Below are 26,328 nucleotides of genomic sequence, written 5' to 3'. Positions count from 1 at the left end.
TAAGGATTTTTTGCATCTCCCACTAATTATTATCCTTCACCAATCGGGCGTTTGCGGGCCGTTAATGCGGGATAATAAAAGGTGAACAGGTCGTATCTCTGTTCACCTTTTATAATTTCTACCTTATTTATAAATTTTCACACGATTTTCTAATGGTTGGAACTCTTTTTCGCCAGCAAGTACTACTGGTTTACCAAATGGCATTTGCGCAGTGAGTTTCCAGTTTTCTGGAATATCCCATTCTTTTCTTACTTTTTCATCAATTAATGGATTATAATGTTGCAATGTAGCACCAAATCCTTCAATTTCTAAAGCTGTCCAAATTGCAAATTGTAACATCCCTGAGGATTGCTGTGACCAAGTTGGAAAGTTCTCTTTATATAGTGCAAATTTTTCTTGAAGCCCTTCCACTACTTCACTGTCTTCAAAGTATAAAACCGTTCCATAACCACTTTTAAATGCATTCATTTTTTCTTCTGTAGGTGCAAAGTTATTTTCAGGTACAATTTTCCGTAATGTTTCTTTCGTAAGATCCCATAATTTATCATGTTGTTCTCCTAACAAAACAACAACACGAGCACTTTGAGAATTAAAAGCTGAAGGTGTATGTTTTACAGCATGATAAATCACTTCTTGAATTTTCTCATCAGAAACTACTTGCTCTTTACTAATTGCATAAATAGATCTTCTGTCTTCAATTGCTGAGTAAAAATCTTTTGCCATCATAATTCCCTCCAATTTTCAATTGAGGCTATTTCATATGTATACATCATACAACGCCCCTTCAAACTTATTATTAATAAGTTTATAACTTTATACTATCAATAAACATTGATAAACTCAAATAATAACTCTCACATTTTTTACCTTTTTACTTCCCGTGTTTTAAATAAAAAAGCAGTTTATCGTTACTAAAAATAAGTAACAATAAACTGCCTTCCTCATGTAATGTTCTAACTTAGCATTTTACTTAATTAACTAATCCAAATGTATATGACATTAACTTATTCGTCTCTGTAAAACGTTTTGTTTTACTGGAAGTCCCCATGACTACTGTAATAATTCGAGTATCTCCTTGTTTTGCAGTACCTGTAAAACAGTACCCTGCACTATCTGTAAATCCTGTTTTTAATCCGTCTATTCCTTCTATATATAAACTTTTATTATTTTTGTTTAGCATGTCATTTGTACTGATAACATTAATATTATTAAATGCTAACTGACTTTGACGTAAGTGAGTCACTTCTAATATCTCCGGATAATCTTTTATAAGATGATACGCCAGTTTTGCTACATCGGCAGCTGTCATCTTAGTCTCACTTCCATCAGGCTCTTGTAGCCCTGATGCATTTGCGAATTTAGCATGTTCCGACATTTCTAACTGTTTCGCTTTTGCATTCATAAGTTGAACGAAATCTTTCTCCGTCTTTGCCATATGTTCTGCTAACGCCACCGCCGAATTATTTGCCGATTCAATCATTAATGCATGGTACAAGTCTTTCACAGTCAATGTGTCATTCACTTGGACTGGGATTCTCGCACCCTCTGTTTGCGCTGCTTTCTCACTCATTTTCACCGGATCTTCCCAGCGAACTTTCCCATTATGTACACTCTCTAATAAAAGGTACGCTGTCATCATCTTAGACATACTAGCTGGCGCAAAAGCTTCATTTTCGTTATGTTGATAAATAACATCTCCATTACTCGCATCGATAATCATAGCTGCTTTTGCATCAACTTTTGGTGGGATGTACTTTGACGGAACTACTTTTTCAGTTAACCCAGTTTTAGGTAGCTCTGCCACTTGTAAAGGTGGTCCCTCTACATTTGTTGTACTCTTTTGAGTTCCTTGGAATAAGAACCAACATATCCCTAAAATAATGACTAATAGGATTGTTACTCTTCCCCATTTCAACCGATTCATTTCAAAACTCCTTTAGCAAACCTTTTATACACTCACAGTCAACCATAACAACAATTCCTGCATATCGTCAAGGTAAAAAGTATATTTATTCATATACAACAATTATTATTTCAATCTATTTATGTTACACTATGAATACTGAAATATAAGAATATTCAATGATAAATTCATAAACAAACTATTTAATAGAAAGGATTCATACAAATGATACTTCCAAAACCATTAAAATACGGCGATACTATTGGGATTTATTCGCCCTCTTCACCAGCAACCTACACTTCCCCAAAAAGGTTTGAACGAGCAAAATCTTACTTAAAACAGAAAGGGTTTCATATATTGGAAGGTTCACTTACAAATCAATATGATTATTATCGTTCTGGCAGCATACAAGAGCGTGCTGATGAACTAAATGATTTGATAAGAAATCCAAATATTTCTTGTATCATGTCAACAATTGGTGGGATGAATTCCAATTCATTATTACCTTATATCGATTATGATACTTTTCGAAATAACCCTAAAATAATGATTGGATATTCAGACGTATCAGCTTTATTACTAGGAATTTATGCAAAAACAGGAACTCCTACATTTTACGGTCCTGCACTCGTTCCTTCTTTTGGAGAATTTGAGCCTTTTGTAGATGACACATACAAATATTTTTCAGAAACATTACTAAACGATCAACCTCTTCCTTACAATATAAAGCAACCGTTATTTTGGTCAGATGAATTTATTAATTGGGAAGAAAAAATGAAAGAAAAAGAACTTAGACCAAATAATTGGATTTCTGTAACGAATGGACAAGCTACTGGGCGTATGATTGGCGGGAACTTAAATACAATACAAGGAATTTGGGGTAGTCCTTATATGCCACCTATTCAAGAAGGTGATATTCTATTTATTGAAGATAGCTCAAAAGATGCAGCTACTATTGAAAGAAGCTTTTCCTTACTTAAACTTAACGGAGTATTTGATAAAGTCTCTGGTATCATTCTTGGAAAACATGAGCAATTTGATGATTGCGGTACGAATCGAAAACCTTACGAAATACTATTAGAAGTACTACAAAATCAAAGAATCCCTTTTCTAGCTGACTTTGATTGTTGTCATACGCATCCAATGATCACTATGCCCATAGGTATTCCAATTAAGTTGGATGCGACCAATAAAACGATACATATTTTAGAAAAATGGACGGTCTAAGCACACTTATATTATAGGAAGAAAATATAATGAACTTACCGTTAGAAAACAATGAAAAGCTCCGTTTATGAAAAACGGAGCTTTTCATTATTGACCTAAATTTTGTATCTTATCTTTCAAATCTCGCACTTGATCCATCGTCTGCATAAGCTCAGAGTTTTTAAATTGCTCTACATCAATTTTCCCTTCCTCTACCTTCTTCATAGACGTATCAATTAATGTATTTAACTTTTCATTATATCCGACGATTTGTTGGTGAAGATCCTTCGCAACATCTGGTGGTGTTAATTCATTAAAAGCTGGTATATCTTGTTTAATTTCATTTAGCTTCGCTTCCAATTCTTTTCGGGCTTCTTTATCATTAACAGCCTTTTCCGCTAACGCTGGAGCTTCATTTGCAAATGCGCTTATTTCATTCACATAGTCTGTTGCCTTTTGAGCATAATCTAATGAGTTCTTTCCTTCCTCTACTATCGAACAACCTATTAAACCAATTGAAACTATCAATACTAATAAAGTTGATTTTATTTTCATTTTAGATTCCCTTCGTCTTTATAATTGTCTGTAAGCTTCCCTTCATAACTTCTAGCTTAATTGCTTATAACCTTTTTTCAAATAGCAATTTACCCACTTACATGCCCTATTATTGTTACAACATCAATTTCTATATGTACGCTAATAATATCTTCAATTATATCCATATATCCTTGTCCTATAGCTGTTCCATAGTGTAATGACAGCCCCTTCTTTTCATAAACTGACTTTGGCACTGTAAAAATAAATCTCCTCAAGTTTCTTTCATCAGCTGGTTCCATAATTAAAACAATCCCATCCTCATCAAACATATACACTCGCCCTCCAACTTTACATTCACTATGGCTCAGTATTGCCTTGGTCAACTAAATTTAAAACCTAAAAATACGATACACGCTGCTCTATAATTAAAATAAGAAGCATTCATTCTTTTTTTAAAGAATGAACGCTTCTTCAAAACGTTGTTTTAAAGGTCCTTCCCCCCTGTAGATGGGGGATATCACTTCCCCTCAATACACATCTCTTGCCTATCATTTTCGGACAATATAGAGCATATCTGTTTCAGATAACCCAAATTTCTTAGCGCTTTTCATTCCTTGTTTTTCAGCTATGTTATACAGTTCCACCTTAAATCCTGCATTCATTAATCGTTGAATAAATCCTGATTGATTATAAATTCTTACATGATCTTCATGACCAAAAGCTAATTTTCTTAATTTCGGTGTTACAATTAATTCATTCTCTATAATAGAATCTACATTCATTACGATTGGCACTTGAATAATTCCCCATCCATTTGGCTTTAATATTCTATATAACTCTCGCATCGCTTTTTCATCATCGAAAACGCGTTCTAATACATGGTTACATAAAATCACATCAAATGTGTTATTTTCATATACAATTCTTGTAACATCTATTTCTTTCATTAACGGATCCTTCGGTTCAATATCTCCACATACATATGTAATGTTTTTATACTGACTAAACCATCCTCTTACCTTTGCTTCCGGTGCAATATGAAGTACAGTATCATTTCCACTTAATAAATCAGTTTCCATTTCAATATAAACACGATATAACCTTTCACGATCCATCGAATCACATACCGGACAAATCCCCGTATCTTTATTCCACATCTCGAATTTATATTTTGGAAAATCGTAATGTGCTGGCCAAGGGGAAAATTTTGCAAATTGTTGATTGCAATATTGACAATAACATACTTCTTTCTCAAATATACGAGTAACTACCTTATTTAGTGCCTTCTCTATCTTTCCATTATCAATTTCATTTAATTGCCCACCTCTTACTGCATCTTTCATTATGAACACCGCATTTTCCAAACAATAAGTCAAGCACTCTTTATAATCTTGCTCATCATTTAAAAATCCACTATTATATGCATCTATTATTAATTCAATCCATTCCCCAATTGTCATGAATATAAACTGCTTTTCCTTTTGATTTCGTCCACTATACTGTCTAAAATAACTAAGAGGTTCCTGTATATAAACGACTCTACCTTTCTTCATCATATCGAGCCATGTTGCAATGTCATGAATAGCAGAATAAGCTTTCCCCTTAAAACAACCAAACTCCCCTCCAAAAAACTTCCGATTAAACAGAACTGTTGTAGGTTCACCAACTACATTTTTCAAGTTTTTTAACATATAATTCCCTAATTCTTTCCCTTCAAAAAGTGTAGTTTCTTTGGCAATTTTCATATTCAATGTTGATGGTGGTAAAACCTCTCCATTCTCATCAATTAGTTCCCGATATGATGTCACAAACGAAATGTTTTCCATTCTAAAAAAACAATTCATCATTCTTTTAATCTTTTCAGGATGAAATAAGTCATCATCTAATAAAAAGTTTATATACTCTCCAGTTGCAAGTTCTATACATTTATTAAAGTTCTCAGCTTCTAATGGGGTTTCACTTCTAACATATGTAATGCATTCATATTCACGTAAATATGGTTGGATCATCGCGTGAACTTCAACGTTCGTACTGTCGTCAGAAATTATTATTTCAATATTTTCATATTTTTGATTCAAAGCACTTTTGAGAGCTAATTCCAAATAATGAGGTTTATTGTAGGCAGGAATAAGTATGCTAACTTTCGGTAAATGAGAGTTATAATTCATATATTGTTTTTTCTTTTCTATATTAATTTTCTTTAGCTTAATTTGTTGATAAAAATCTAATGTATATAATAGTGATGATGGAACTATTCTTCTTGCATAGTCTAGAAAATTAGTTATTGCTTTGTCTAACTCTGTTTCATTAGCTAAAAAACCATATTTTTCTCCAACTATAATACTATGTGAAAAATCTTCTAATCCATCCATAAGTTTATTAGATTCATTTAACTGTTGGCCTGGATGTAATCGGAAGTAACTAAGTGTCTCCGCTATATATACTGCTTTTCCTTTACTTAATAAGGATAACCATGAGGCGATATCTACGTTGCATAGATACCTCCTTTTATCAAACATACCATACGGTTCTTTCAAATCATTTTTACGAAATAATACCGTTGTAGGTTCTCCTATATAATTCTTTTGATTTACAATTACCCTATTTGCTAATTCCACCCCATCTACTATTGTGTCATTTTCAAATAGACGTACTGTTGAATAAATATGTCTTAATTCGTTCTCTTCATCATCAATTACTTGGCGATGGGATGTTACGAGCTTAATTTCATGATTTAAATCATTGACATAATATTTCATCATTTTTTCAATTTTATTAACATGAAATATATCATCATCCATTAAAAAATTAATATACTCGCCGTTCGCCTCATTACATAACATAAGTGCATTTTCAAATTGCCCTAGAGTTGAGCTATTTTTTATATAATTAATATTTGAATACTTACACAAATATTTTTGTAATACCTTTTCTGTTTCGTCATTCGTACTATCATCTCCAATAATAATTTCTATGTTAGGATATGTTTGTTCTAACACACTACATAATGCTTTTTCAAAGTAGTGAGGACGATTATAAGTAGGAATTAATACACTCACCAATGGCATTCGATCTATCGCCTCTTTACTTTTTTCAAAATGACCTCTCATCTTATTCCTCCACCTTTTCGCATATTATTTATATACGCGACACAAAATCACATGACTAAAACCGTATGGAACCTTTATACTTTTATGCAAGCGCGTAACAAAATATCCTACTTTTCACTCCTATATATACACATTCAATAATACAGACATTTGATTTACAGCTTTCCATTCATAATGATTACCATCCTAAAGCAGTATTGAGCCAAATAAATCTATACGTTGAAATGAATATATATTTCTTAACAAAAAATAGCTACACCATAAGGTGCAGCTATTTTTACGATAAGTACTTAATCAAATTATATTCCTTTATCTAGCTCATAAAGCATACGATATCTCTCATTTTCTTTAAGTAATTGCTCATGACTTCCTTGCATTACAATTTGACCACGATCAAGGAATATAACTTCATCTACATGTTCAATTCCTACAAGATGATGCGTAATCCAAATGACTGTATTTTCTTCCGTTGCAGAAAACATTGTTTCTATTAAAGATAACTCTGTCTTTGGATCTAACCCGATAGTAGGTTCATCAAGTACAATAATCGGCGCTTCTTGCATAAGCGTTCTAGCAAAAGCAACCCTTTGTCTTTCTCCACCAGAAAATCTCTTCCCCATTTCATGCATTTTTGTTTGTAATCCATCTGGAAGAGAAGCGATATGCAAAGCTAATTGTGCTTTCTCTAAAGCATTCCATATCTCTTCATCATTAGCCTCTGGTTTACCGATTCGCACATTGTTTCCAATTGTCGTATCGAACAAATGCGGTTTTTGATTTAATACAGAAATATATTTGGATAAAAGATTCGTATGGGCTTGTTCACCATTCAATAAAACTTGGCCATGTACCGGACTTAACGCCCCTGTTAACAATTTTAGTAAAGTAGATTTCCCTGTCCCACTTCTACCTAAAATGGCAATTTTCTTTCCTGCTTTTATTTGTAACGATATATCTTTTAATACAGTCTCGTTACTATCTGGATAACTATACGATATATGATTCAGTTCAATATCTACATGTTTTGGTGCACCGTAATCCTTATCTTCATGCAAATCCATTTCATCATGTAAAACACTATCACTTTCTACACGATTCAGACGATGAGCAGATTCTACATAAGATGGGATTCGATCGATGGCATCTGAAATCGGAATAAGCGCATTCGTTACAGATAAAGTCATTAATACGAAGGCCGCGATAACTGTAGGTGCAATCTGTTCACTTGCCGCTTCATTCCCAGTCCATATAATCATTGAAATAACTACAATACCTACTACTAAATGAATGAGACTGTCTCGAATATGATACCAGCGTTTCAATCTCTTCTCTGTTTTTAACAATCGATTATTTTGCTCTACATACTCATTAATAAATTCATCTTTTCGACCACTTGCCTGCCAATCCGATAATCCAAAGACTGCGTCTGTTAGTTGTTGATACAAACGGCTTCTTCCCTGCTTTAAAGTAACATGATGTCGCCTCATCAATAGTAATGATACGAATGGAAGAAGAAAAACGATAATAGCTAACATACAACCAGCAATCAGTGCAAATACGAAGTCAAATGTACCGATAACAAGTACGAAAATGCTATATACAACTAGTGCTAATATACTAGGGAATATTGTACGTAAATATAGGTTTTGTAAATGCTCTATATCTTCGGATAGTACGCCTAACACATCACCCGTTTGAAATCGCGAACGGAAAAATAACGCCTGTGGTTCTACTATTCTGTATAGTTTCGTTCTCATTCGTTCTAATATGCGTAGTACGACATCATGTCCCACTAAACGCTCTATATAATGGAAAACAGCTTGCCCTATACTAAACGCACGTGTTGCAACAATCGGAACATATACAGCCATTACATTTTCTGGTCTAAGAGCAGATTTAGAGATTAAATAACCTGAAATAAAAAGTAACATCGCACCTGAACTAACTCCAAGAAGCCCAAGGAAAATAGTTAAAGTCATTCTACCTTTATTTTGCTGTATATAAGGTTTAATCCAGTTACTCATTTCTCTCCCCTCTCTTCCCTATGAAAATGTAATGTCTCTTTCTTTAACAGTTCTTCATACGTTCCACTTTCTTTAATTTTCCCTTTATTTAAAATAAAAATATGATCCATTTGTTTCATCCAATGCAGACGATGTGTTGCAAGAAATACTAACTTACCTTCAAACAGACGTAACATCGATTGCTTTATTTCAAATTCAGTTTCAATATCAAGATGCGCCGTAGGTTCATCTAATAAAATGATTGGTTTTTTACTTAAAAGTGCACGCGCCATAGCGACACGTTGTTCTTGTCCGCCACTAAGCATACGTCCACCTTCTCCAATTCTTTCATCCATCCCATTTGGAAGGGATGCAATGAGTGAGCTAAGCCCTACATCATGAATAACTTTCTTCATTTCTTCATCCGTTGTATTTGTCTCGTAGAAACAAATATTATCTTTTAATGAAAGTGGGAAAATATATGGTTGCTGTGGAATATAAGCAATATTTTTTTGCCAATCTTCACGAGTAGATCCGTCAATTCCCACACCATTTACTAACACTTTCCCACCGGACGGAGAGAGAAATCCTGCTAACACATCGATTAACGTTGATTTCCCTGCCCCACTTTCACCAATAATGCCTATAGCACCGTTACCTTGCCAAGCAAAGTCAATTCCCTCTAATATAGCCTTTTTAGATTCATCGTTATTTACTTTTACATCTTGTAATTTCAAGCTACTTGAAGAATTCCATACTATATCTACATTTGAATCTTTCTTTTCTATTTCTTTTTGTTGCTGTAGAATTCCCTCTATTTGTTCCATCGCAAGTTGGCCATCTAATGTAGCATGATAATTCGCTCCAACTTGCTTAATCGGTAGAAAATATTCCGGAGCTAAAATTAATATTGTAAGAGCAGGCAATAAAAGAATCGTTCCGTCTATTAAACGAATTCCTAAACCTACTGCCACAAACGCAATTGATAAACTTGTAAAGAAATCTAATGCAAAAGAAGAAAGAAAAGCAACTCGCAAAGTACGCATCGTTGCTTTTCTATATCTTTTACTAACCTTTTCAATCTTTCCTTCGTGCTGTTTACTTTTCCCTAAATACTTTAATGTTTCTAACCCTTTTAACGTATCTACAAAATGATTAGAAAGTACACGATATGTTTCATATTGACTATCAGCCATTTTCTGCGCTGCTAATCCTAAAAGAATCATAAATATGATTACAATAGGAATCGTTACAACTAAAATAATTCCAGACTTAATATCCAGCGTAAAAACATATAGTACAATTAATCCCGGAACGATACTACTTCTAATCATTTTAGGGATTGTCAATTCAATATATGTTTTAAATTTTTCAATCCCTTCAATCGATAAGGTAACCAGATGACCTGTTCCGACAGTTTGAACATATCTTGGTCCTAACGTGAAATATGCCTCTATTAATTGCTTTCTTAGCAACGATCCTGTTTTTTCAGCGAAACGTTCCACTAAAATTTGTGATATTCGAACCAACATGTGGCGCGCTGCAAACATGACCCCAAAATAAACAGTTTCATTCAACACAGATTGCACTGTTTCTCCATTAAATAAAAACGTAATAGCTCTCGCTAAAAACACTGTTTGCGCAATAATACTAAAAGCTTCTAAAATACTAATAATCGTTAACGCTACATATAACATACGGCTACCGGGATAAGACGGAAGTCCTCTTTTTCTTTTCATTAGTACTCCAAATCATTGTCTGACTTAACAGGTTGTCTAAATACATAATAACTCCATATTTGACTTCCGATAACGAAAGGCAAAATAGCAATCGCAAAGTAAGTCATAAGTTTTAATGCATAAGCTCCTGATGCTGCGTTGTAAATTGTCAAATCATTCATTGCTCCTAAAGAGCTAATCATAACACGTGGGAACATACCGATAAATACACTCGCACTTAGTAAAATGATTGTTAAACTCGTCATAAAGAAAGCCCAACCATCTCTTCTTCTTTTATTTAATAAAGTGGACGCTAATAGTGCTACAAAAGCTCCAATTGGTACCATAATCCATTCTGTACCATGGGCAGTGAAAATATCGGTTTTCCATAACCCTATACCAGCAAAAATAAGAAGTGTTATTAATGAAAATGGTGCAATTTTTATTGCAGCAATTCGTGCACGTTCTCTCAATTTACCCGTTGTACGTATTGTAAGGAATTGTAGTCCATGAACAATACATAGCAGAAGGAACATTACTCCTCCAAGTAACGCAAATGGATGAAGTAATTGCAAGAATCCACCTACAACATTTTTACTCTCATCGATAGGTACACCTACCATAAAGTTTGCAATCGCAACTCCCCAAAGGATCGGAGGTAGCATACTTCCAATAAACATACCCCAATCCCATGCACTCTTCCATTTATGATTATCTATTTTCGCCCGGAATTTAAAGGAAACACCTCTTAAAATTAAAGCAAGTAGCATAAATACAAAGGGAACATAAAAACCACTAAATAAAGTTGCATACCAGTGCGGAAATGCCGCAAACATAGCGCCACCAGCACAAACAAGCCATACTTCATTCGCGTGCCAGAACGGTCCTATTGTATTCAAGTAAACTCGTTTTTCAAAATCATTCTTTCCTAAAAACCTTGAAACCATTCCTACACCAAAATCGAAACCTTCCAGTACGAAGAATCCAACAAATAAGATTGCAATAACTAAAAACCACAACTCATTAAGAGATAACATACTCTTCCTCCTTATCAAATGGATCATGGCTTTGATAATCCTTTTTCGTTTTCTTATTCGTATGTCCCTTAATAGCACGAACAAATAAGTACACACAAATTCCACCCATAATTAAATACATTGATGTGAATGAAATAAGTGAGAATAATACTTCACCGAATGTTACATTGGGTGATACAGCATCTTCTGTTTTCATTACACCAAATACTACCCAAGGCTGACGACCCATTTCAGTCATAATCCATCCTACTGTATTACCGATGAACGGAAGAGAAATTGCATACACCATTACTTTTAAATACCACGTTTTTTCAGCTAAACGATCTTTTCTTGATAAGAACCATCCGTAAGCTCCTAGAAGTAACATGAATGTTCCACTCATTACCATTGCTCTAAAACTCCAAAACATCGTATGCACTGGAGGAATATAATCTCCAGGTCCGTATTTTTCTTCATATTGTTTTTGAATTTGATTCATCCCTTCAACTTGACCGCTAAACTTATCATACGACAATAGACTTAGCATATAAGGGATTTGAATTTCAAATGAATTTTCTTTCTTCTCTGTATCAATTTTCGCAAATACTGTAAATGGCGCTGGATCCTCACTCGTATTCCATAGCGCTTCAGCTGCAGCCATTTTCATTGGATGTGTCTTAATTAATTGTTGTGCTTGTGCATGACCGAAGAACAATACAAGCGCTGTTGTAATCGTTCCAACAATGATAGAAATTCGGAACGATTTTTTAAATACTACAGTTTCTTGTCCTTTTGTAATTTTCCATGCACTTACACCCGCAATAAAGAATGCACCTGTTGCAATTGCCGCTGTAATTGTATGCGGGAACTGTACCCATAATTGTGGATTTTGAATAATCGCTAAAAAGTCATTCATTTGCGCTCGGCCATCTGCTGCCATTTCATACCCTACAGGTGACTGCATAAATGCACTTGCAGTTAAAATCCAAAACGCTGATAACATTGTTCCAATTGAAAGGAGCCAAATACATAGTAAGTGAATTCGCTTCGGTAGTTTATCTTCACCGAATACCCATAAACCTAAAAATGTAGACTCAATGAAAAATGCTAGTAATCCTTCAATTGCAAGTGATGGACCAAATACATCACCTACGAAACGTGAATATGTGGACCAGTTCATACCAAACTGAAATTCTTGTAAAATACCTGTTACTACACCTACTGCAAAGTTAATAAGGAATAATTGCGTCCAAAACTTCGCCATCTTCTTATATACTTCTTGTCCTTTTACCACATACAACGTTTGCATTATTGCAATAATAAAAGCTAAACCAATTGACAGCGGAACAAAAAAGTAATGGAAAATCGTTGTTGATGCGAACTGTATTCGTGCCAATTCGAGCGTTTCCATACTAAAATCACTTCCTTCATAGTTTTTATAATTAAAATTAATTGAGCAATCTTAAAAAACTCAATTATTAAGAAATGCGAAAAGACAAAAACATCTTGTATGTATTGTCGAAAAATGCAAAATTTCAGTTTTTCAAACTATTGCAATGCTATTTTTATCTTTTCACTATTTCTGTAGTGTTTTGATTCGTTAATCGAATTGTATAATATACCTGCATAGTAAATTCAGGTTATTTTTGACGTATTATTGACATCATTTTGTCTGAAATATGTCTTTTGTCATTTTTTTGAATCAGATTTTTCTCATTAGCAGAATGTGTTTTTTCAATATACGGCTTACTTTTATATCTATAAAACAATCGTTTTTTCTTCATACACTTGACTTTTACCCGGAAAAATGTCCTCGAAACCACCCTGGATAAATGCTTATTTTTTGTCAAGAGAAAAATGTATTTTCAAAATTCAAACTCGAAATAATGTTATTCAAAAATAGAAAAATTACTTCCCTCTCCCTCGACTAAAAGTTCATTTTTTTGTCATTTTTCCAGAACAAATAAAAAACTGAGAGTCAATTAGACTCTCAGTTTTTTTATTTATTTTGCTGTATGTTTTCTAACGGCTGGTAAAATTTCAGTAGCAATTAATTCAATATTTTTCTCAATTTTATCAAATGGTACACCGCCAAAATCAATTTGTGCCATAAAGCGTTGTTGGCCAAACAATTCATATTGGTAAAGCATTTTCTCAATGATTTGTTGTGGGCTACCAACCATTAAAGCATCACGGTAATCTATTGCATTTGTAAATTGCTGTTTCGGATACCCACCACCGCGCAGTGTAAGCATACCAGCATTAATATGAGGGTAATATTCACTAAGTGCATCTTGTGAATTTTTTGCCGTATAAAATAAACTCGTTGTCGCAACTGGTAAACTAGCTGGATCAAATCCACTTTGCTGAGCAGCCTCGCGGTAAGCATCTACTGACACTTTAAAGTTAATTGCTGGACCACCAAGTGTTGTTATCATCATTGGCACACCTGCACGTCCTGCTTTAATTGCACTAGCTGGCGGTCCACCAACCGCACGCCAAATTGGCAGGTTATTGTTTTTAGCTCTAGGAATAACTGAAGCATGCTCAAGTGGTGCTCTGAACTGCCCATTCCATGTGACATGTTCCTCTTTATTAATTTTTAATAAAAGATCCATCTTCTCTTCAAATAACTCTTCATAATCATTTACATCGTAACCAAGTAAACTATATCCTCCAATACGAGATCCACGACCAGCTACAATTTCAGCACGACCATTAGAAATCAAGTCAATGGTAGCGAAATCCTCATATACTCGAACTGGGTCAGATGTACTTAATATCGTTGCGGAACTTGCAATTTTTATATTTTTCGTAGCTTGCGCGGCCGCACCTAAAATAACTGTATGAGCTTGCGTTGTAAAATGTGTTTGATGACTTTCGCCGACAGCAAACACATCAAGCCCTGCCTCATCTGCTAACTTAGCTGTTTCAATTAGTTCGTGAATTCTTTTCTCTGGCGTAATTTTCTCCCCATTATGTGGATTTAAAACATGATCACCGATTGAATATAATCCAAACTCAATTCCTTTTCTTGTATCTATACGGTATTTTTCCATAGTTACTCTCCCCTTTAATAAAGTAGTATTAGTTTTTTTCTAAAAACGTTGGTAAGTCAAGTGTATCTCCGTATTACCTACGCCATCACTTGATTAGTCAATTGATAGTATAAAAAAATTACTCTTGCGGTAATTCTTTTTTTTCACTATGCTTATGAACTTTCGTCATCAGCTCGTATAATATTTTCTGCTCTTCTTCATTTAATACATCATCAAAAAACGAAGATTGAAATGCAAGTTGCTCTGGCAATGCTCTCTCTAAAGCTGCTTCTCCTTGCTCTGTAAGACTAATTGTTTTTGTTTTCCAATCTTGTTTTCGCACAATATATCCTTCTTTTTCAAGACGAGTTAACATTCGAGAAATACCGCCTTGCGTAACAGTAACCTTTTCAGCTAACTCCATTTGTGTCAACGGCTGATATGTCCGTATTTGCAAAAGGACATCAAATTGGGCTGTCGTTAAATCAAACCGTTTTAAAAATTCATTTGACATTTGATTACTTTGATTCGTAAATCGTATTAAACGTAACCATATTAACGATCCTATCGTATTATCACGCATGTTTTATCACTTCCTAGCGTTTATCTTATTATCACTTTACTACGCAAGTGATGTTAATGCAAGTGATAATTACATTTTTTTATATAACTCAACTTACTTGAACTTAACCAAAGGTATTACTCGTGTAGTATTAGGTCTACTTACCATTCTCTACATCTCCATAAAAAAAGGATTAAGCTCCAACGCCTAATCCTTATCATGCATTTATTTTTGTTTTCCAAAACGGTATGTTTGAAATTCACACCATCTAACCTATTATTTTCTTTTATCGTACCGTAAATTCATTCAAGATTACCGTCTTCATGTAAAACTTGTATAGGTTTGCATAAGAGACCCTTGTTTACACCCATCGGGCTTTTACGGGATAAATTACTTAAGTTCCACTTTTACTTCCTCCTTAGACATAACATCAGGTCTATAAATTAATTGAAGATTTGAATCTTTTGACTATACTAATCTTCTATATGTGCCAAAAGATGAATATGGTCATCCATTTACGTATGTTGGATTTGTTACAGGATATTATTTTCAAGCTTATGGTGCAGATCGTATATACTTATTCTTCAATAAAGAATTAAGAAAAGCAGTAATTTGTTTTGAGTATACATAAGATAACCAAGAAAAATCCATTTTGAACCTTTTTACTTGAATCAAAATGGATTTTTTATAAATAATTAATCTATATTTCAATTCCACATCTACTGTGAAATGTGTAGAACTTCATATATTGTAATATCCTTCATTGCTTCAATTTCAGGCTTTTCTTCATAAAAATCAAAATGACTATATCCCCACTTATCTGGGTTATAGACTATTACATTCCCTATACAATTTTCTGTATTCTGGACATTCTGATTCGAAATATTAAATTGAGCCCCAATCAATGAATCCATTTGAGAAATACTCCCTACATATTCAACAACATATCTACTTTTTCTAAAGTCATTACTTACATTAACAACGAATGGAACACCTATATTTATTTGTTGCCACCCGAACGATTGTAAAATATTATCGTAATACCCTTCAAAGATAAATTTGTTCATCCCTTCATGACCATTCCAAATATATAAAGGTGCATAGCAATTATAGAAATTCCCGTCCTTACCTGCCTCAGTAATTAAATAGGCCTTAAATTTCAACTCTTGAAAACCATCTGTTTTATGACCATTCTTTTTTACCCTTTCTCTAATAATCCTTATATCATAATCCTTTGGCAAAATAACCTTATATTGCATTCCAATCATGTTTATCACTCACTTTCAATCTTATATACATAATGATAAACCGATGGCTAACTAACGTAAAATAGGTATAAATTATGTTTGGTATCATTTATAATGATACCGTATAAGGGGCTGAAATGAATGGAAATAAATGATCTTATCATATTTAAAACTGTAGCGAATGAAGGCTCTATTAGTAAAGCTGCTAAAGAGCTAGGTTATGTACAACCGAATATAACGGAGCGAATAAAAAAATTAGAACAAGAGTTAGAAACACCATTACTACATAGAGATAACAAAGGTGTTTCATTGTTACCTTCTGGTGACATTTTATTAGACTACACGAATAGAATATTAACTCTGTTAGAAGAAGCAAAAAATGAAATTAAAACGAGTGGTTCTTCTTATGTAATTGCGACATCACAATCTATTTTGACAAATTATTTAAGTATGCGCATTAAAGAAAATTTTAGGAGTTACCAACTATACATTGAAAGTAGTAGCCACTTACAAACACTGTTACAGCAACAAAAAGTTGATATGGTCATAACTTATGAGGATTATCCTGACGCAGCGTTTAAAAAAGTATTCACCACTTCAATTTCTGTAGGTTTATTAAAAGCGAAAGAAAAGTGTACCATTGACTATTCAAAAGAACTTTTCTTCGTTAGTAATGACAAGAAGTGCCCTTTTAGAAATAAGACAATACAATTTTTAAAAGAAAACAATCTATCTCAGCGCCAACTTCAACAGTTAGATTCTTATTCGCTTATGGAAGAATTTATCGTTGAGGGAAATGGGATAGCTTTTTTACCGATTAAAAATGATAAGTTAGTAACAATTGAAAATGTTCCAATAGAGAAATTAGCTGTTCATTTTTTTACGAATCGAAACTTTATTAAGCATACCCCTGATGAACTATTTGAGTAATAGAATGACTTTGTTTACAAACTTTTTTCAAAATAAAAACCCCTCTTGAACGTATATAAAAGAGGGGGTTTTTTTATATACAATTGATTTTTCACACGTTCTGCTCCACACCTGCGCTTTTCTCCTTCTTACTCCTTTTAACACTCTTCAACTGCTTAACCGTTCCAACTAATCCTTTCGGAAAAACTAGTAACACGATTATATACAATAACCCTAGAATAATCGTCCATCTTTCAAAAATCGGATACTCCGTCGCTAATTCTGATAAATAATATTTTAGTGATTCAATGATACCAGCTCCTGCAATGGCTCCGATTAACGTTCCAACCCCTCCAATCATTGTCATTAATAATGCATTTAACGTCATTTCAATTGAAAATACAGTGGTATTTACAAAGCGTAATGTGATGACGAATAGACCACCGCTAATCGCTGCAACTATTCCCGCCACTACACTTGCGATAATTTTATAATGAAGAACTTTATAACCAAGTGCTTCAACTCTTTGTTCATTTTGTGAAATTGCCTTTAATACTTTCCCAATTGAAGATTTGGTGAAAAGACGTAGCAAAATGAAAATATTGATTAAACATATAAACGTTACATAATAAAATGTAAAACGATCACGGAATATTTCTGGTACTCCAAATGTAAATCCATCTCCTCCGTGAGTTAGCCCACGCCATTTTTCAGCAAGTACGAAAAACAACTGTGAAATAGCGAGCGTTAACATTGCATAAAAATGACTTTTCAACCGTAAAGAAAGCAAGCCGATTATATAACTAACGATTGCTGAAACGATAATTGCCGCTATTATACCTATGAAAAAGTTTGTTATTGATACACCTTGTCGATCGAATAAAAGTGCTACCCCATATGCTCCTATTCCAAAGAACATACAGTGGCCGAACGATACAATTCCTGTATAACCAAGCAATATATCAAAACTCATTGCAAAAATAGCAAAGATGAAGATTTGAGTGAACAAAATTAACAAGCTCCGTGAATCATTTACGAACGGAAATACACTTAAACAAATGAGCATAAATACTCCGAAGTATACTTTAATTCGATTCGATGTGTTGTTCACCATTTCACCCCTTTTCACCAACAAGTCCAGTTGGCTTCACTATTAAGAAAAACAGTAACATTAACATATTGATTGCAAGTGATAAATCTGGCATGAAATATGCTGTAAAAGCTCCGGCTAATCCGACAATTAAAGAAGCGATAGCTGAACCTTGGACGCTACCTAACCCTCCAATTATTACTACAATGAAAGCTAAAATTGCATATTGCATACCCATTTCGGCGAAAACAACGCCTGAATATGGTGCAAATAAGAATCCACCTAACGCTGCCATTCCTGCTCCTAATAGAAAGACGAACGAAAATATAGCTTTCACGTTAATGCCGAGTGCTTGAACCATCTCCTTATCCATTACACCAGCGCGGATCATAAGACCTATCTTTGTTTTTTTGAGTAGTAATAGTAGAGCAATGTAAATTAGTATCCCAACTAAAATAACGAACAACCGGTATTTTATTAATATAACCCCTCCAAATGTATAGCTACCTTGTAACCATATCGGTAACTTTGCACTAATTGGATTCGGTCCCCAAAATATTTTTATACACTCACTAAGAACGAGCATTCCTCCGAGTGTAACGAGTAGCTGGCGAACATGGTTTCCATACACTGGCCTAATAAGAAATCGTTCTAAAATAAAACCAAGCAACATTCCCATAGCAACCGCTCCAACTAACGCTAACACATAACTACCTGTCATATTAAATAACCAAACGCCTGTAAAAGCTCCCCATGCAAATAAACCACCATGTGCAAAGTTTAAAACGCTCATTAGGCCGAAAATAAGTGAAAGACCTGATGCTAATAAAAAAATAAGCATCCCGGTTGAAACGCCGTTTACAAATAAGTTAATTAACACATCCACGTTCTATCCCCCCGTATCAATGTTAAGAAATACCTAAATATTTATGACATGTTTCTTTATCCTCTCGCAGTTCATTCATAAAACCTTTATGCACAATACGCCCATTATCCATAATGTAAAAATAATCACCGATTTGACTAGCCATCATAAAATTTTGTTCAACAAGTAAAACAGTCGTTTTCTCCTTCATTTTCAAAATTGCTACCATTAATTTTTCTATCATAATTGGTGATAGCCCCTTACTTGGCTCGTCAATAAGCAATAGTCCATCACTATTAATAAACGCTCTTGAAATAGCCAACATTTGTTTTTGTCCCCCGCTTAAAAGCCCACTTTTCTTATTCCAAAACTGCTTTAAATCAGGAAATAGCTCGAGCATCCAATCTATTTTCTCGTGAACTTCTTCTCCTTTTCCACTCGCAAGTGCGAACGTCTCTTCTACTGTTAAATCATGAAAAATCCCTTGATTTTCTGGTACATAGCCTATTCCTTTTCTTGAAATTAAATGTGTAGATAATCCATTGACCTGCGTACTATCATAATAAATCTCACCATTTGCTATCCGATGAAATCCCATAACCGATCGCAACGTTGTTGTTTTTCCCGCCCCGTTTCTTCCAAACAGTACAGTAATCGTCCCTTTCTCAACAGTGAGTGATACCCCTTGTAAAATATGAAACTGATCTAAATACGTCTCTATATTATTCACTTGTAATAGAGCCACTATATAATCCCCCTAAATAAGCACTTTGTACACGCTCATCTTTCATCATTTCTTCTGGTAACCCTTCCGCTAATAACTCGCCATGAAATAAAACGATAAGATGGTCCGACAAACCTAGTACCATATCCATTTTGTGTTCGATGAGTACGATTGTGCTCTCTGGATGTTTTTTAATATTTTCAATCACTTGTAAAATAGCCGGAACTTCCTCAACTGAAATACCCGCAGTTGGCTCATCAAGCAGTAATACATCTGTCTTTAATGCTAATAACATAGCAAGCTCTAACTTTCTTTTTTCCCCGTGAGCTAAATCTTTTGCTAATACCCCCTCTTTCTCATGAAGTAGCACTGTTTTTAAAAGACGTCTCGCCTCTCCAGTTTGCTGCTTTAACTTAGCTACATTCGGGAAAAAACTGTAATAATCTTGAACGAATGATTGAACACTTAAACGTACATTTTCAAGTACCGTTAACTCTGGGAATATATTTGTAAGCTGAAAAGAGCGCCCGATTCCTAATCTTGTTCGGTCTGAAATCGATAATTTTGTAATCTCTTTTCCTTTAAAATACACTTCACCTTTCGTCGGAGAAATTTGTCCACTTAGTAAGTTAAATAACGTTGTCTTGCCGGCACCATTCGGTCCAATAATTGAAATGAGCTTTCCCTTTTGTACCGTTAAATTAACATCTTTAATAACATGATGGTCACCAAAAGATACACAAAGATTTTTCGTCTCTAACAAATGTGTCACGAAATCCCTCCCTTTAAAGCTTTCAGTATGAAAGAAATACGTATAAAGAGGATATCCCCTCTTTATACAAAAACAACAGAAAATTCAGTCTATTTATTTTGAACTGGTGGTTCTGTCTCTTTCATCGTTAATTCTCGCTCTAACACTGGTACCGGATAATCAACACCATCTTGCTTTTTCAACGTGATAGAATATAGCGTCTGCATCGCTTGGTGGTCTTTCTCTCTAAATTTCATCTTTCCTTTCGGTGTATCAAATTCCATTCCTTCCATTTTCTTAATCAATGTATTTACATCTGTATCACCATTTGTTTTCTTTAATGCTTCCACAATGGAAATTGCCGCTGACATTCCTCCTGCTGTAAATAAATCTGGTACTGCACCATTAAATCTTTTTTTATGTTCTTCAACTAACCAGTCATTCACCTTATTTTTTGGAAGTGCATGATAATAAACAGAAAAACCTTGCATTCCTACTAATGCATCCATCGTTTTTAATGCTGGTATATCCGGTGCACCAGTAGAGACTTTAATACCTTGCGCTTCCACATTCATATCTTTCAACTGTTTCCAAGGTGAATTTGCCCCTGCCCAAACGATAAATAAGTAATCTGGTTTTGAGCTAATGATATTTTGAATATTTGCCGTAAAATCTGTTGAATTCGTGTCAGCGTATTGCTCGTTTACAATGTTTGCTCCTAATTTTTTCGCACCCGCTTTAAATGCCGCAATCCCTTCACGACCAAAAGCGTTATCTGGAGCAAACGTCGCAATCTTTACATCTTTTTTCGCAATTGCTGCTGCTCCTGCAATCGCATCTTGTGAGGAACTTCTTCCAGTTCTAAAAATATATTTATTCCAGTTCTTCCCGGTAATACTATCAGCAACTGCCGGTTCTACAACCATAATTTTTTCATATTCTTCAGCAAGTGGTAAAACCGCTAACGTATCACTTGAACTAGACGATCCGACTAAGAAATCAACTTTCTCTTCTTCTAATAATTTCGTAGCTTTCTTTACCGCTACATCGGCTTTCGTTTCCGTATCTTCTACTACAAACTTAATTTTTTTCCCTTCCACTTTTCCTGTTCCACCAGTTGCATAGTCTAACCCTAATTCAAATCCGTTCACTGTTTGCTTTCCATACGATTCTAATGGACCTGTTAATGATGCAAGAACCCCTACCTTAATCGTTTTTTCATCCTCTGTACTTGTTTTCTTTCCTGAACAAGCTGCCGTTATTAATAACGAACCTAAAACACAACCAGTAAACATCGTTTTTAGCCACTTACGTTTTTTCATCGACATTGTGATCCTCCCCATACTTTACTTTCTGATAGAATCAAACACGCCAAATTCCCCTGCCCGTAATCATGACTTTTAAACTATAAGATAGATAATGGAAAACTCTTGTAGTATCCTCTACATTCGGCACAAATCTATAATCACCTTCCTATTAAATGGAAATGAACATACAATCAATATATATTCCGTTATCCAATTGAAAATACTGTTTCATTACAGTATTCATCACGAAAAAAGCTGCAATAATTAACTTAAGTTAATTATTGCAGCCTACATAAAAAGCACTTAATTATTTTCTACCTTTTCTAACCCTTCAACCAATTGTTTCTTATCTAGCCCTTCCCCGATTACTACCAAGTTTGTCGGGAAACCAAAATCTTGCTCTAGTAAAGTTGGTACGCCAAACGAATATTGGAATAGATGAGGGTATTTATCTCCATGGAATTTCACAAAACCTTTCACTCGATAAATACTATCTGGTAAATTCGAAAGCCATTCATATAATTTGTCTTGATCAATCGATTTCGTAAATTGATACGTCATCGTTTGTATATGTAAATGCTGTTTAACATGAAGTGTCTCGTGTTCCCCAGCACTCACAAATTCAGCTTCTTCTATATCATCTAAAGATATATTACAATATTTTGTTTCAAACAATTTCGCATGATTATTTATTGCTTTCACTTCTTCAAGTACTTTGTTCTTATCTTCTTCTGTTAGTAAATCTGATTTATTAATAAGAAGGTGACTACTAAATTTCATTTGCTCATGCAGTAACTGTTGCACATTTGCACTTAATATACTTCGATTTAACCATCTTACTGCATCTAAAACGACTACAATTGATTTCACTTCTAAGAAAGGTGCTAAAATTGGTGATACACATGCATCTAACACTTCAATTGGATGTGCGACGCCTGTTGTTTCTATGTAAATTACATCTGGTCTTTCTTGCTGATATAATGAATGCAATTGTATTTCAAGTTCTTCCTTTAACGTACAACAAATACATCCTTTTAGTAATTCTCTTAACACATTCTCTTTACCAATAATATCTGTATCTACTGAGTATTCACCAATTTCATTCATTAAAACAGCAACTTTTCTATTCTTCTTCTTCTCCGCTACTAATAAATTTTGTAATAATGTTGATTTTCCACTACCTAAAAAACCACCTAATATATGAATTTCCACTTTATTCATTTGATCAACCATCCATTTCTTTATTTCAAACGTATTCAAAGCGTAATAATTACGATTTATATTTATCATTTTATTAAAAGAATAACAATTTGTAAATATATCTTCTATCTTCACTTTTCATTTACTTCATGAGCAACTCTAATTCCAGACTCAATCGCTCCCTGCATCCACCCATGTGTCAACGTTGTATGTTCTCCTGCAAAGTGTACGTTTCCAGCCGGCGACGCAATATAAGGAAATAATTCTAGCTCTTGGCCTGGTTCAAAAGCTGTAAATGCTCCGCAAGAATACGTACTCTTACTCCAGCTAAAAGATTCCCCTGTTATAAACTCACTATAGACTACATTCCCATATATTTGCGCTAAATTTTTCAATGCGTAACGAATACGCTCTCTATGCGGGAGACTATCCCATGTTAAAGCCTCATCCGCCCACGTATAACTTGCTATAACGATAGCTGCCCCTGGTGACTGAATGCCATAGCTCGGATAATATGTAAAACGTATCGGTAAATCCGTAATAGATTTCCCACCATACTGCCCGACTCTTTCCCAAAATCTACTTTTGAACTCTATCGCAATTTTAGTTGCAGCAATATAATTTAATTCACGAATTGCTCGTCTTTTAAAATAAGTGAATAAATGAAATGGCTGAACTTCTACAAATCGTAACGCCGAAAACGGAATTGTGATAATAGCAATATCACTTGTTATTGTAAATGGATCTAACGTTTGTTCATGTTTTACTTGCAGCATCACTTTATTATCTTCTTGTATTATTTTTTCTACTTTATAGGACATAAAAATATTATCCTTTAGCTGTGGTAAAAATGCATTTGGTAATGCATCCATCCCGCCCGTTATCTCGTAATATTTCGCCGTTGAAGTAAAAAAAATCATTTCCCGTAATACTTCAATTAAAGACATTCCCATATATGCTTCCATATCAAGAAGTACACCAATCATATCTATTGCTCCATCCGAATAATACTCCATTAAAAATAAACCAAGCGAATACGTTTTATACTTTTTTTCAACGATAAACCAGTTTTTATTAGGATCCTTCTTAATATAATTTAGTATTGGTTCTAATACTTCAAGCATTAGCTCTTCTGCCGTTTTTCCTCTTTCTTTATCCAAAACCGGATATTCAAGTATACTTGGATCATTTTCAAACACATTCAATCTCGTTTGAATATGATTCGTATAAATGATATCTGCAAAAGTTTTATTTATAAAAAGGTTTAACGGTAGTTTAAATTTACGAATATACGCTAAAGTTAACTCATGCGTATCAGGAATTCTCATCGGTCCTGCATTAAAGTATAAACCCGCACTAAACGGTTCACGAATCGTATACACCCTGCCACCTATTCTGTTATTTGCTTCTATAATCGTTACTTCATGTCCAGCCTCTTTCAATAAAGAACCTGCAACTAATCCAGAAATCCCTGCACCGGCAACTGTAATTTGTTTGGGGTTATTCGTTTTGGCAAGCCCTTCATGAACAATTTGAAGCATTTGTTCCATCGATAATGGATTCCCCATACCATTTCCCCTTTTAAAAAGGATTTTACTGAATTATATTCAGTTAACTGAATTCCTATGTTTTGTTCGCAAATTTGAACGGATACATTTTCAAATACTTGAATATCTTTTATAAAATGTAATAAACTAGATATGAATTTATAGAAGTAGGACGTATTATCTTACATAATAAAATCAATGAAATTGCGAGGAATTGTGAAATGAAAAAAGGTATTAACCGTGTTGTATTAGTAGGAACAGGTGCAGTTGGATGTAGCTATGCTTACTGCATGATTAACCAAGCTGTAGCTGAAGAATTTGTTTTAGTTGATGTAAATGAAGCAAAAGCCGAAGGAGAAGCAATGGATTTAAGTCACGCTGTTCCATTTGCACCAGCTCCAACTAGAGTATGGAAAGGTAGCTACGAAGATTGTAAAGATGCTGATCTTGTAGTCATTACAGCTGGATTACCACAAAAGCCAGGTGAAACACGTTTAGATTTAGTTGAGAAAAACGCTAAAATCTTTAAACAAATCGTTCGCAGTATTATGGATAGCGGATTTGATGGCATCTTCTTAATCGCAACAAACCCTGTAGATATTTTAACGTACGTTACTTGGAAAGAATCTGGTTTACCAAAAGAACGAGTAATCGGTTCTGGTACAACGCTTGACTCTGCTCGTTTCCGCTATATGTTAGGTGAGTACTTCGACATTGGTCCACACAACATTCATGCTTATATTATCGGAGAACATGGCGATACAGAACTTCCAGTATGGAGTCACGTATCAGTTGGTATTCAAAAACTACAAACGCTTCTTGATAAAGACAACACATACACACAAGAAGATTTAGACAAAATTTTCATAAATGTTCGTGATGCAGCCTACCATATTATTGAGCGCAAAGGTGCAACTTATTATGGTATTGGTATGTCACTTCTACGTGTTACAAAAGCTATTTTAAACGACGAAAATAGCGTATTAACAGTTTCAGCATACTTAGAAGGTCAATACGGTCAAAAAGATGTTTATATCGGCGTACCTGCTGTTTTAAATCGTGGCGGTGTTCGTGAAATTTTAGAAGTAGAATTAAGTGAAGACGAAGAATTAAAATTCGATCACTCTGTTCAAGTGTTGAAAGAAACAATGGCTCCCGTTCTTTAATCGTATATTTCATTCAAAAAAGCAATCCAATTCATATTGGATTGCTTTTTTATATTTTTATTGTTCACCCTCAATCTAAACCGTAATATTATCCATAATAGAAAGGAGTGATTTTATGGATGATTCTTGGACAATTGTCATCCTCTTACTAGCTGTAGCGTCATTAATACTTTTTCTCTTTTTAATCATCAGAACGCTATTTCCAACTAAAAAATATGATAAGAATCTCGGGTTGATCCTTATTATTTTAAGCTTATTAGCAATACCGATAAGTATGTTCCTTATAGGAGGATGGGCAGGTATGGGGATTGGCATAATCGCGGTCCTTATTTTTGCTGCTGTTATTATAGCTTTAATTGCAAATAAATTTATAAAACTACCTCCTCCAAAAAAAAATAAGAAATAACCGATGTTTTCAAAAAAGACAAC

At 34.2% G+C, this 26,328-nt stretch carries 23 protein-coding genes and 2 pseudogenes; 5 read left to right on the top strand and 20 right to left on the bottom strand.

Annotation, left to right across the window (positions count from 1 at the left end):
- Nucleotides 1–123: 123 nt before the first annotated feature.
- Together MHB70_RS08620 and MHB70_RS08615 are read right to left on the bottom strand one after the other, a co-directional pair.
- Nucleotides 124–726, bottom strand: a complete 603-nt coding sequence (locus MHB70_RS08620; protein WP_176548844.1) for a nitroreductase family protein — start codon at nt 724–726, stop codon at nt 124–126.
- Nucleotides 727–970: 244 nt separating this feature from the next.
- Nucleotides 971–1,924, bottom strand: a complete 954-nt coding sequence (locus MHB70_RS08615) for a D-alanyl-D-alanine carboxypeptidase family protein (RefSeq protein ID WP_001080885.1) — start codon at nt 1,922–1,924, stop codon at nt 971–973.
- A gap of 204 nt (nt 1,925–2,128) precedes the next feature.
- On the opposite strand from MHB70_RS08615, the gene MHB70_RS08610 reads away from it, so the two are divergent.
- A complete protein-coding gene (locus MHB70_RS08610; protein ID WP_000602822.1) occupies nt 2,129–3,130 on the top strand; it encodes a S66 family peptidase in 1,002 nt (333 codons plus the stop codon).
- Nucleotides 3,131–3,217: 87 nt separating this feature from the next.
- Here MHB70_RS08610 and MHB70_RS08605 read toward each other — a convergent pair whose 3' ends face one another.
- The 10 genes and pseudogenes from MHB70_RS08605 to MHB70_RS08560 all read right to left on the bottom strand — a co-directional run.
- On the bottom strand, nt 3,218–3,664 hold the full coding sequence (locus MHB70_RS08605; RefSeq protein ID WP_000695299.1) for a DUF6376 family protein: 447 nt from the start codon (nt 3,662–3,664) through the stop codon (nt 3,218–3,220).
- An 89-nt stretch (nt 3,665–3,753) separates the two neighbouring features.
- Nucleotides 3,754–3,975 carry a hypothetical protein gene (locus MHB70_RS08600; protein WP_000459109.1) on the bottom strand — a complete coding sequence of 74 codons (222 nt, stop codon included), beginning with the start codon at nt 3,973–3,975 and terminating at the stop codon, nt 3,754–3,756.
- A 219-nt stretch (nt 3,976–4,194) separates the two neighbouring features.
- On the bottom strand, nt 4,195–6,756 hold the full coding sequence (locus MHB70_RS08595) for a glycosyltransferase (RefSeq protein ID WP_061529887.1): 2,562 nt from the start codon (nt 6,754–6,756) through the stop codon (nt 4,195–4,197).
- Between the two features lie 299 nt (nt 6,757–7,055).
- Nucleotides 7,056–8,780: a thiol reductant ABC exporter subunit CydC gene (gene cydC / locus MHB70_RS08590; protein WP_061529886.1), complete on the bottom strand. Its 1,725-nt coding sequence runs from the start codon at nt 8,778–8,780 to the stop codon at nt 7,056–7,058.
- Entirely contained in the window at nt 8,777–10,498 is a 1,722-nt protein-coding gene (cydD, locus tag MHB70_RS08585; RefSeq protein WP_000824052.1) for a thiol reductant ABC exporter subunit CydD, read from the bottom strand. Before cydD ends, cydC begins: the two co-directional genes overlap by 4 nt.
- A complete protein-coding gene (gene cydB / locus MHB70_RS08580; protein ID WP_000950090.1) occupies nt 10,498–11,514 on the bottom strand; it encodes a cytochrome d ubiquinol oxidase subunit II in 1,017 nt (338 codons plus the stop codon). The genes cydD and cydB overlap by 1 nt, the downstream gene beginning before the upstream one ends.
- Nucleotides 11,501–12,904: a cytochrome ubiquinol oxidase subunit I gene (gene cydA / locus MHB70_RS08575; protein ID WP_061529885.1), complete on the bottom strand. Its 1,404-nt coding sequence runs from the start codon at nt 12,902–12,904 to the stop codon at nt 11,501–11,503. Before cydA ends, cydB begins: the two co-directional genes overlap by 14 nt.
- Nucleotides 12,905–13,496: 592 nt before the next feature.
- Nucleotides 13,497–14,552 carry an LLM class flavin-dependent oxidoreductase gene (locus tag MHB70_RS08570; protein ID WP_000417545.1) on the bottom strand — a complete coding sequence of 352 codons (1,056 nt, stop codon included), beginning with the start codon at nt 14,550–14,552 and terminating at the stop codon, nt 13,497–13,499.
- Between the two features lie 118 nt (nt 14,553–14,670).
- Nucleotides 14,671–15,114 carry a MarR family winged helix-turn-helix transcriptional regulator gene (locus tag MHB70_RS08565; protein ID WP_001205523.1) on the bottom strand — a complete coding sequence of 148 codons (444 nt, stop codon included), beginning with the start codon at nt 15,112–15,114 and terminating at the stop codon, nt 14,671–14,673.
- A 369-nt stretch (nt 15,115–15,483) separates the two neighbouring features.
- Nucleotides 15,484–15,555: pseudogene (locus MHB70_RS08560) on the bottom strand (DUF4352 domain-containing protein); the annotation flags it as partial.
- On the opposite strand from MHB70_RS08560, the pseudogene MHB70_RS08555 reads away from it, so the two are divergent.
- Nucleotides 15,551–15,724 (top strand): annotated as a pseudogene (locus MHB70_RS08555) (siderophore biosynthesis protein); the annotation flags it as partial. The pseudogenes MHB70_RS08560 and MHB70_RS08555 sit on opposite strands and share 5 nt — an antisense overlap.
- An 88-nt stretch (nt 15,725–15,812) precedes the next feature.
- Here MHB70_RS08555 and MHB70_RS08550 read toward each other — a convergent pair.
- Nucleotides 15,813–16,361 carry a DUF4865 family protein gene (locus MHB70_RS08550; RefSeq protein WP_061529884.1) on the bottom strand — a complete coding sequence of 183 codons (549 nt, stop codon included), beginning with the start codon at nt 16,359–16,361 and terminating at the stop codon, nt 15,813–15,815.
- A 120-nt stretch (nt 16,362–16,481) separates the two neighbouring features.
- Here MHB70_RS08550 and MHB70_RS08545 point away from each other — a divergent pair, with 120 nt between their 5' ends.
- A complete protein-coding gene (locus MHB70_RS08545; RefSeq protein WP_000404971.1) occupies nt 16,482–17,270 on the top strand; it encodes a LysR family transcriptional regulator in 789 nt (262 codons plus the stop codon).
- Nucleotides 17,271–17,361: 91 nt separating this feature from the next.
- Here MHB70_RS08545 and MHB70_RS08540 read toward each other — a convergent pair whose 3' ends face one another.
- The 7 genes from MHB70_RS08540 to MHB70_RS08510 all read right to left on the bottom strand — a co-directional run bounded on the left by MHB70_RS08540 (nt 17,362) and on the right by MHB70_RS08510 (nt 24,754).
- Complete coding sequence (locus MHB70_RS08540; protein ID WP_002093784.1) at nt 17,362–18,315, bottom strand: branched-chain amino acid ABC transporter permease; 954 nt, start codon at nt 18,313–18,315, stop codon at nt 17,362–17,364.
- A 49-nt stretch (nt 18,316–18,364) separates the two neighbouring features.
- Nucleotides 18,365–19,225 carry a branched-chain amino acid ABC transporter permease gene (locus MHB70_RS08535; protein ID WP_000382809.1) on the bottom strand — a complete coding sequence of 287 codons (861 nt, stop codon included), beginning with the start codon at nt 19,223–19,225 and terminating at the stop codon, nt 18,365–18,367.
- Between the two features lie 22 nt (nt 19,226–19,247).
- Complete coding sequence (locus MHB70_RS08530) at nt 19,248–19,949, bottom strand: branched-chain amino acid ABC transporter ATP-binding protein (protein ID WP_001196711.1); 702 nt, start codon at nt 19,947–19,949, stop codon at nt 19,248–19,250.
- Nucleotides 19,927–20,700 (bottom strand): ABC transporter ATP-binding protein, encoded by a 774-nt coding sequence (locus tag MHB70_RS08525; RefSeq protein ID WP_000149304.1) that lies wholly within the window; start codon nt 20,698–20,700, stop codon nt 19,927–19,929. Before MHB70_RS08525 ends, MHB70_RS08530 begins: the two co-directional genes overlap by 23 nt.
- An 89-nt stretch (nt 20,701–20,789) precedes the next feature.
- A complete protein-coding gene (locus MHB70_RS08520) occupies nt 20,790–22,007 on the bottom strand; it encodes a substrate-binding domain-containing protein (RefSeq protein ID WP_000062008.1) in 1,218 nt (405 codons plus the stop codon).
- Nucleotides 22,008–22,289: 282 nt separating this feature from the next.
- Nucleotides 22,290–23,207 carry a CobW family GTP-binding protein gene (locus MHB70_RS08515; protein ID WP_001044962.1) on the bottom strand — a complete coding sequence of 306 codons (918 nt, stop codon included), beginning with the start codon at nt 23,205–23,207 and terminating at the stop codon, nt 22,290–22,292.
- A 110-nt stretch (nt 23,208–23,317) separates the two neighbouring features.
- Nucleotides 23,318–24,754 carry a flavin monoamine oxidase family protein gene (locus MHB70_RS08510; RefSeq protein ID WP_061529883.1) on the bottom strand — a complete coding sequence of 479 codons (1,437 nt, stop codon included), beginning with the start codon at nt 24,752–24,754 and terminating at the stop codon, nt 23,318–23,320.
- 200 nt (nt 24,755–24,954) lie between these two features.
- On the opposite strand from MHB70_RS08510, the gene MHB70_RS08505 reads away from it, so the two are divergent.
- Together MHB70_RS08505 and MHB70_RS08500 are read left to right on the top strand one after the other, a co-directional pair.
- Nucleotides 24,955–25,899: an L-lactate dehydrogenase gene (locus MHB70_RS08505; RefSeq protein ID WP_000715319.1), complete on the top strand. Its 945-nt coding sequence runs from the start codon at nt 24,955–24,957 to the stop codon at nt 25,897–25,899.
- A gap of 115 nt (nt 25,900–26,014) precedes the next feature.
- Nucleotides 26,015–26,305 (top strand): YesK family protein, encoded by a 291-nt coding sequence (locus MHB70_RS08500; protein WP_000342830.1) that lies wholly within the window; start codon nt 26,015–26,017, stop codon nt 26,303–26,305.
- Nucleotides 26,306–26,328: the final 23 nt, after the last annotated feature.

Origin of the sequence: Bacillus sp. FSL M7-1020 (assembly GCF_038050415.1) — a bacterium.
In the GTDB taxonomy this organism is placed as follows: Bacteria; Bacillota; Bacilli; order Bacillales; family Bacillaceae_G; genus Bacillus_A; species Bacillus_A toyonensis.
This window is presented reverse-complemented; position numbering and strand designations above follow the sequence as displayed.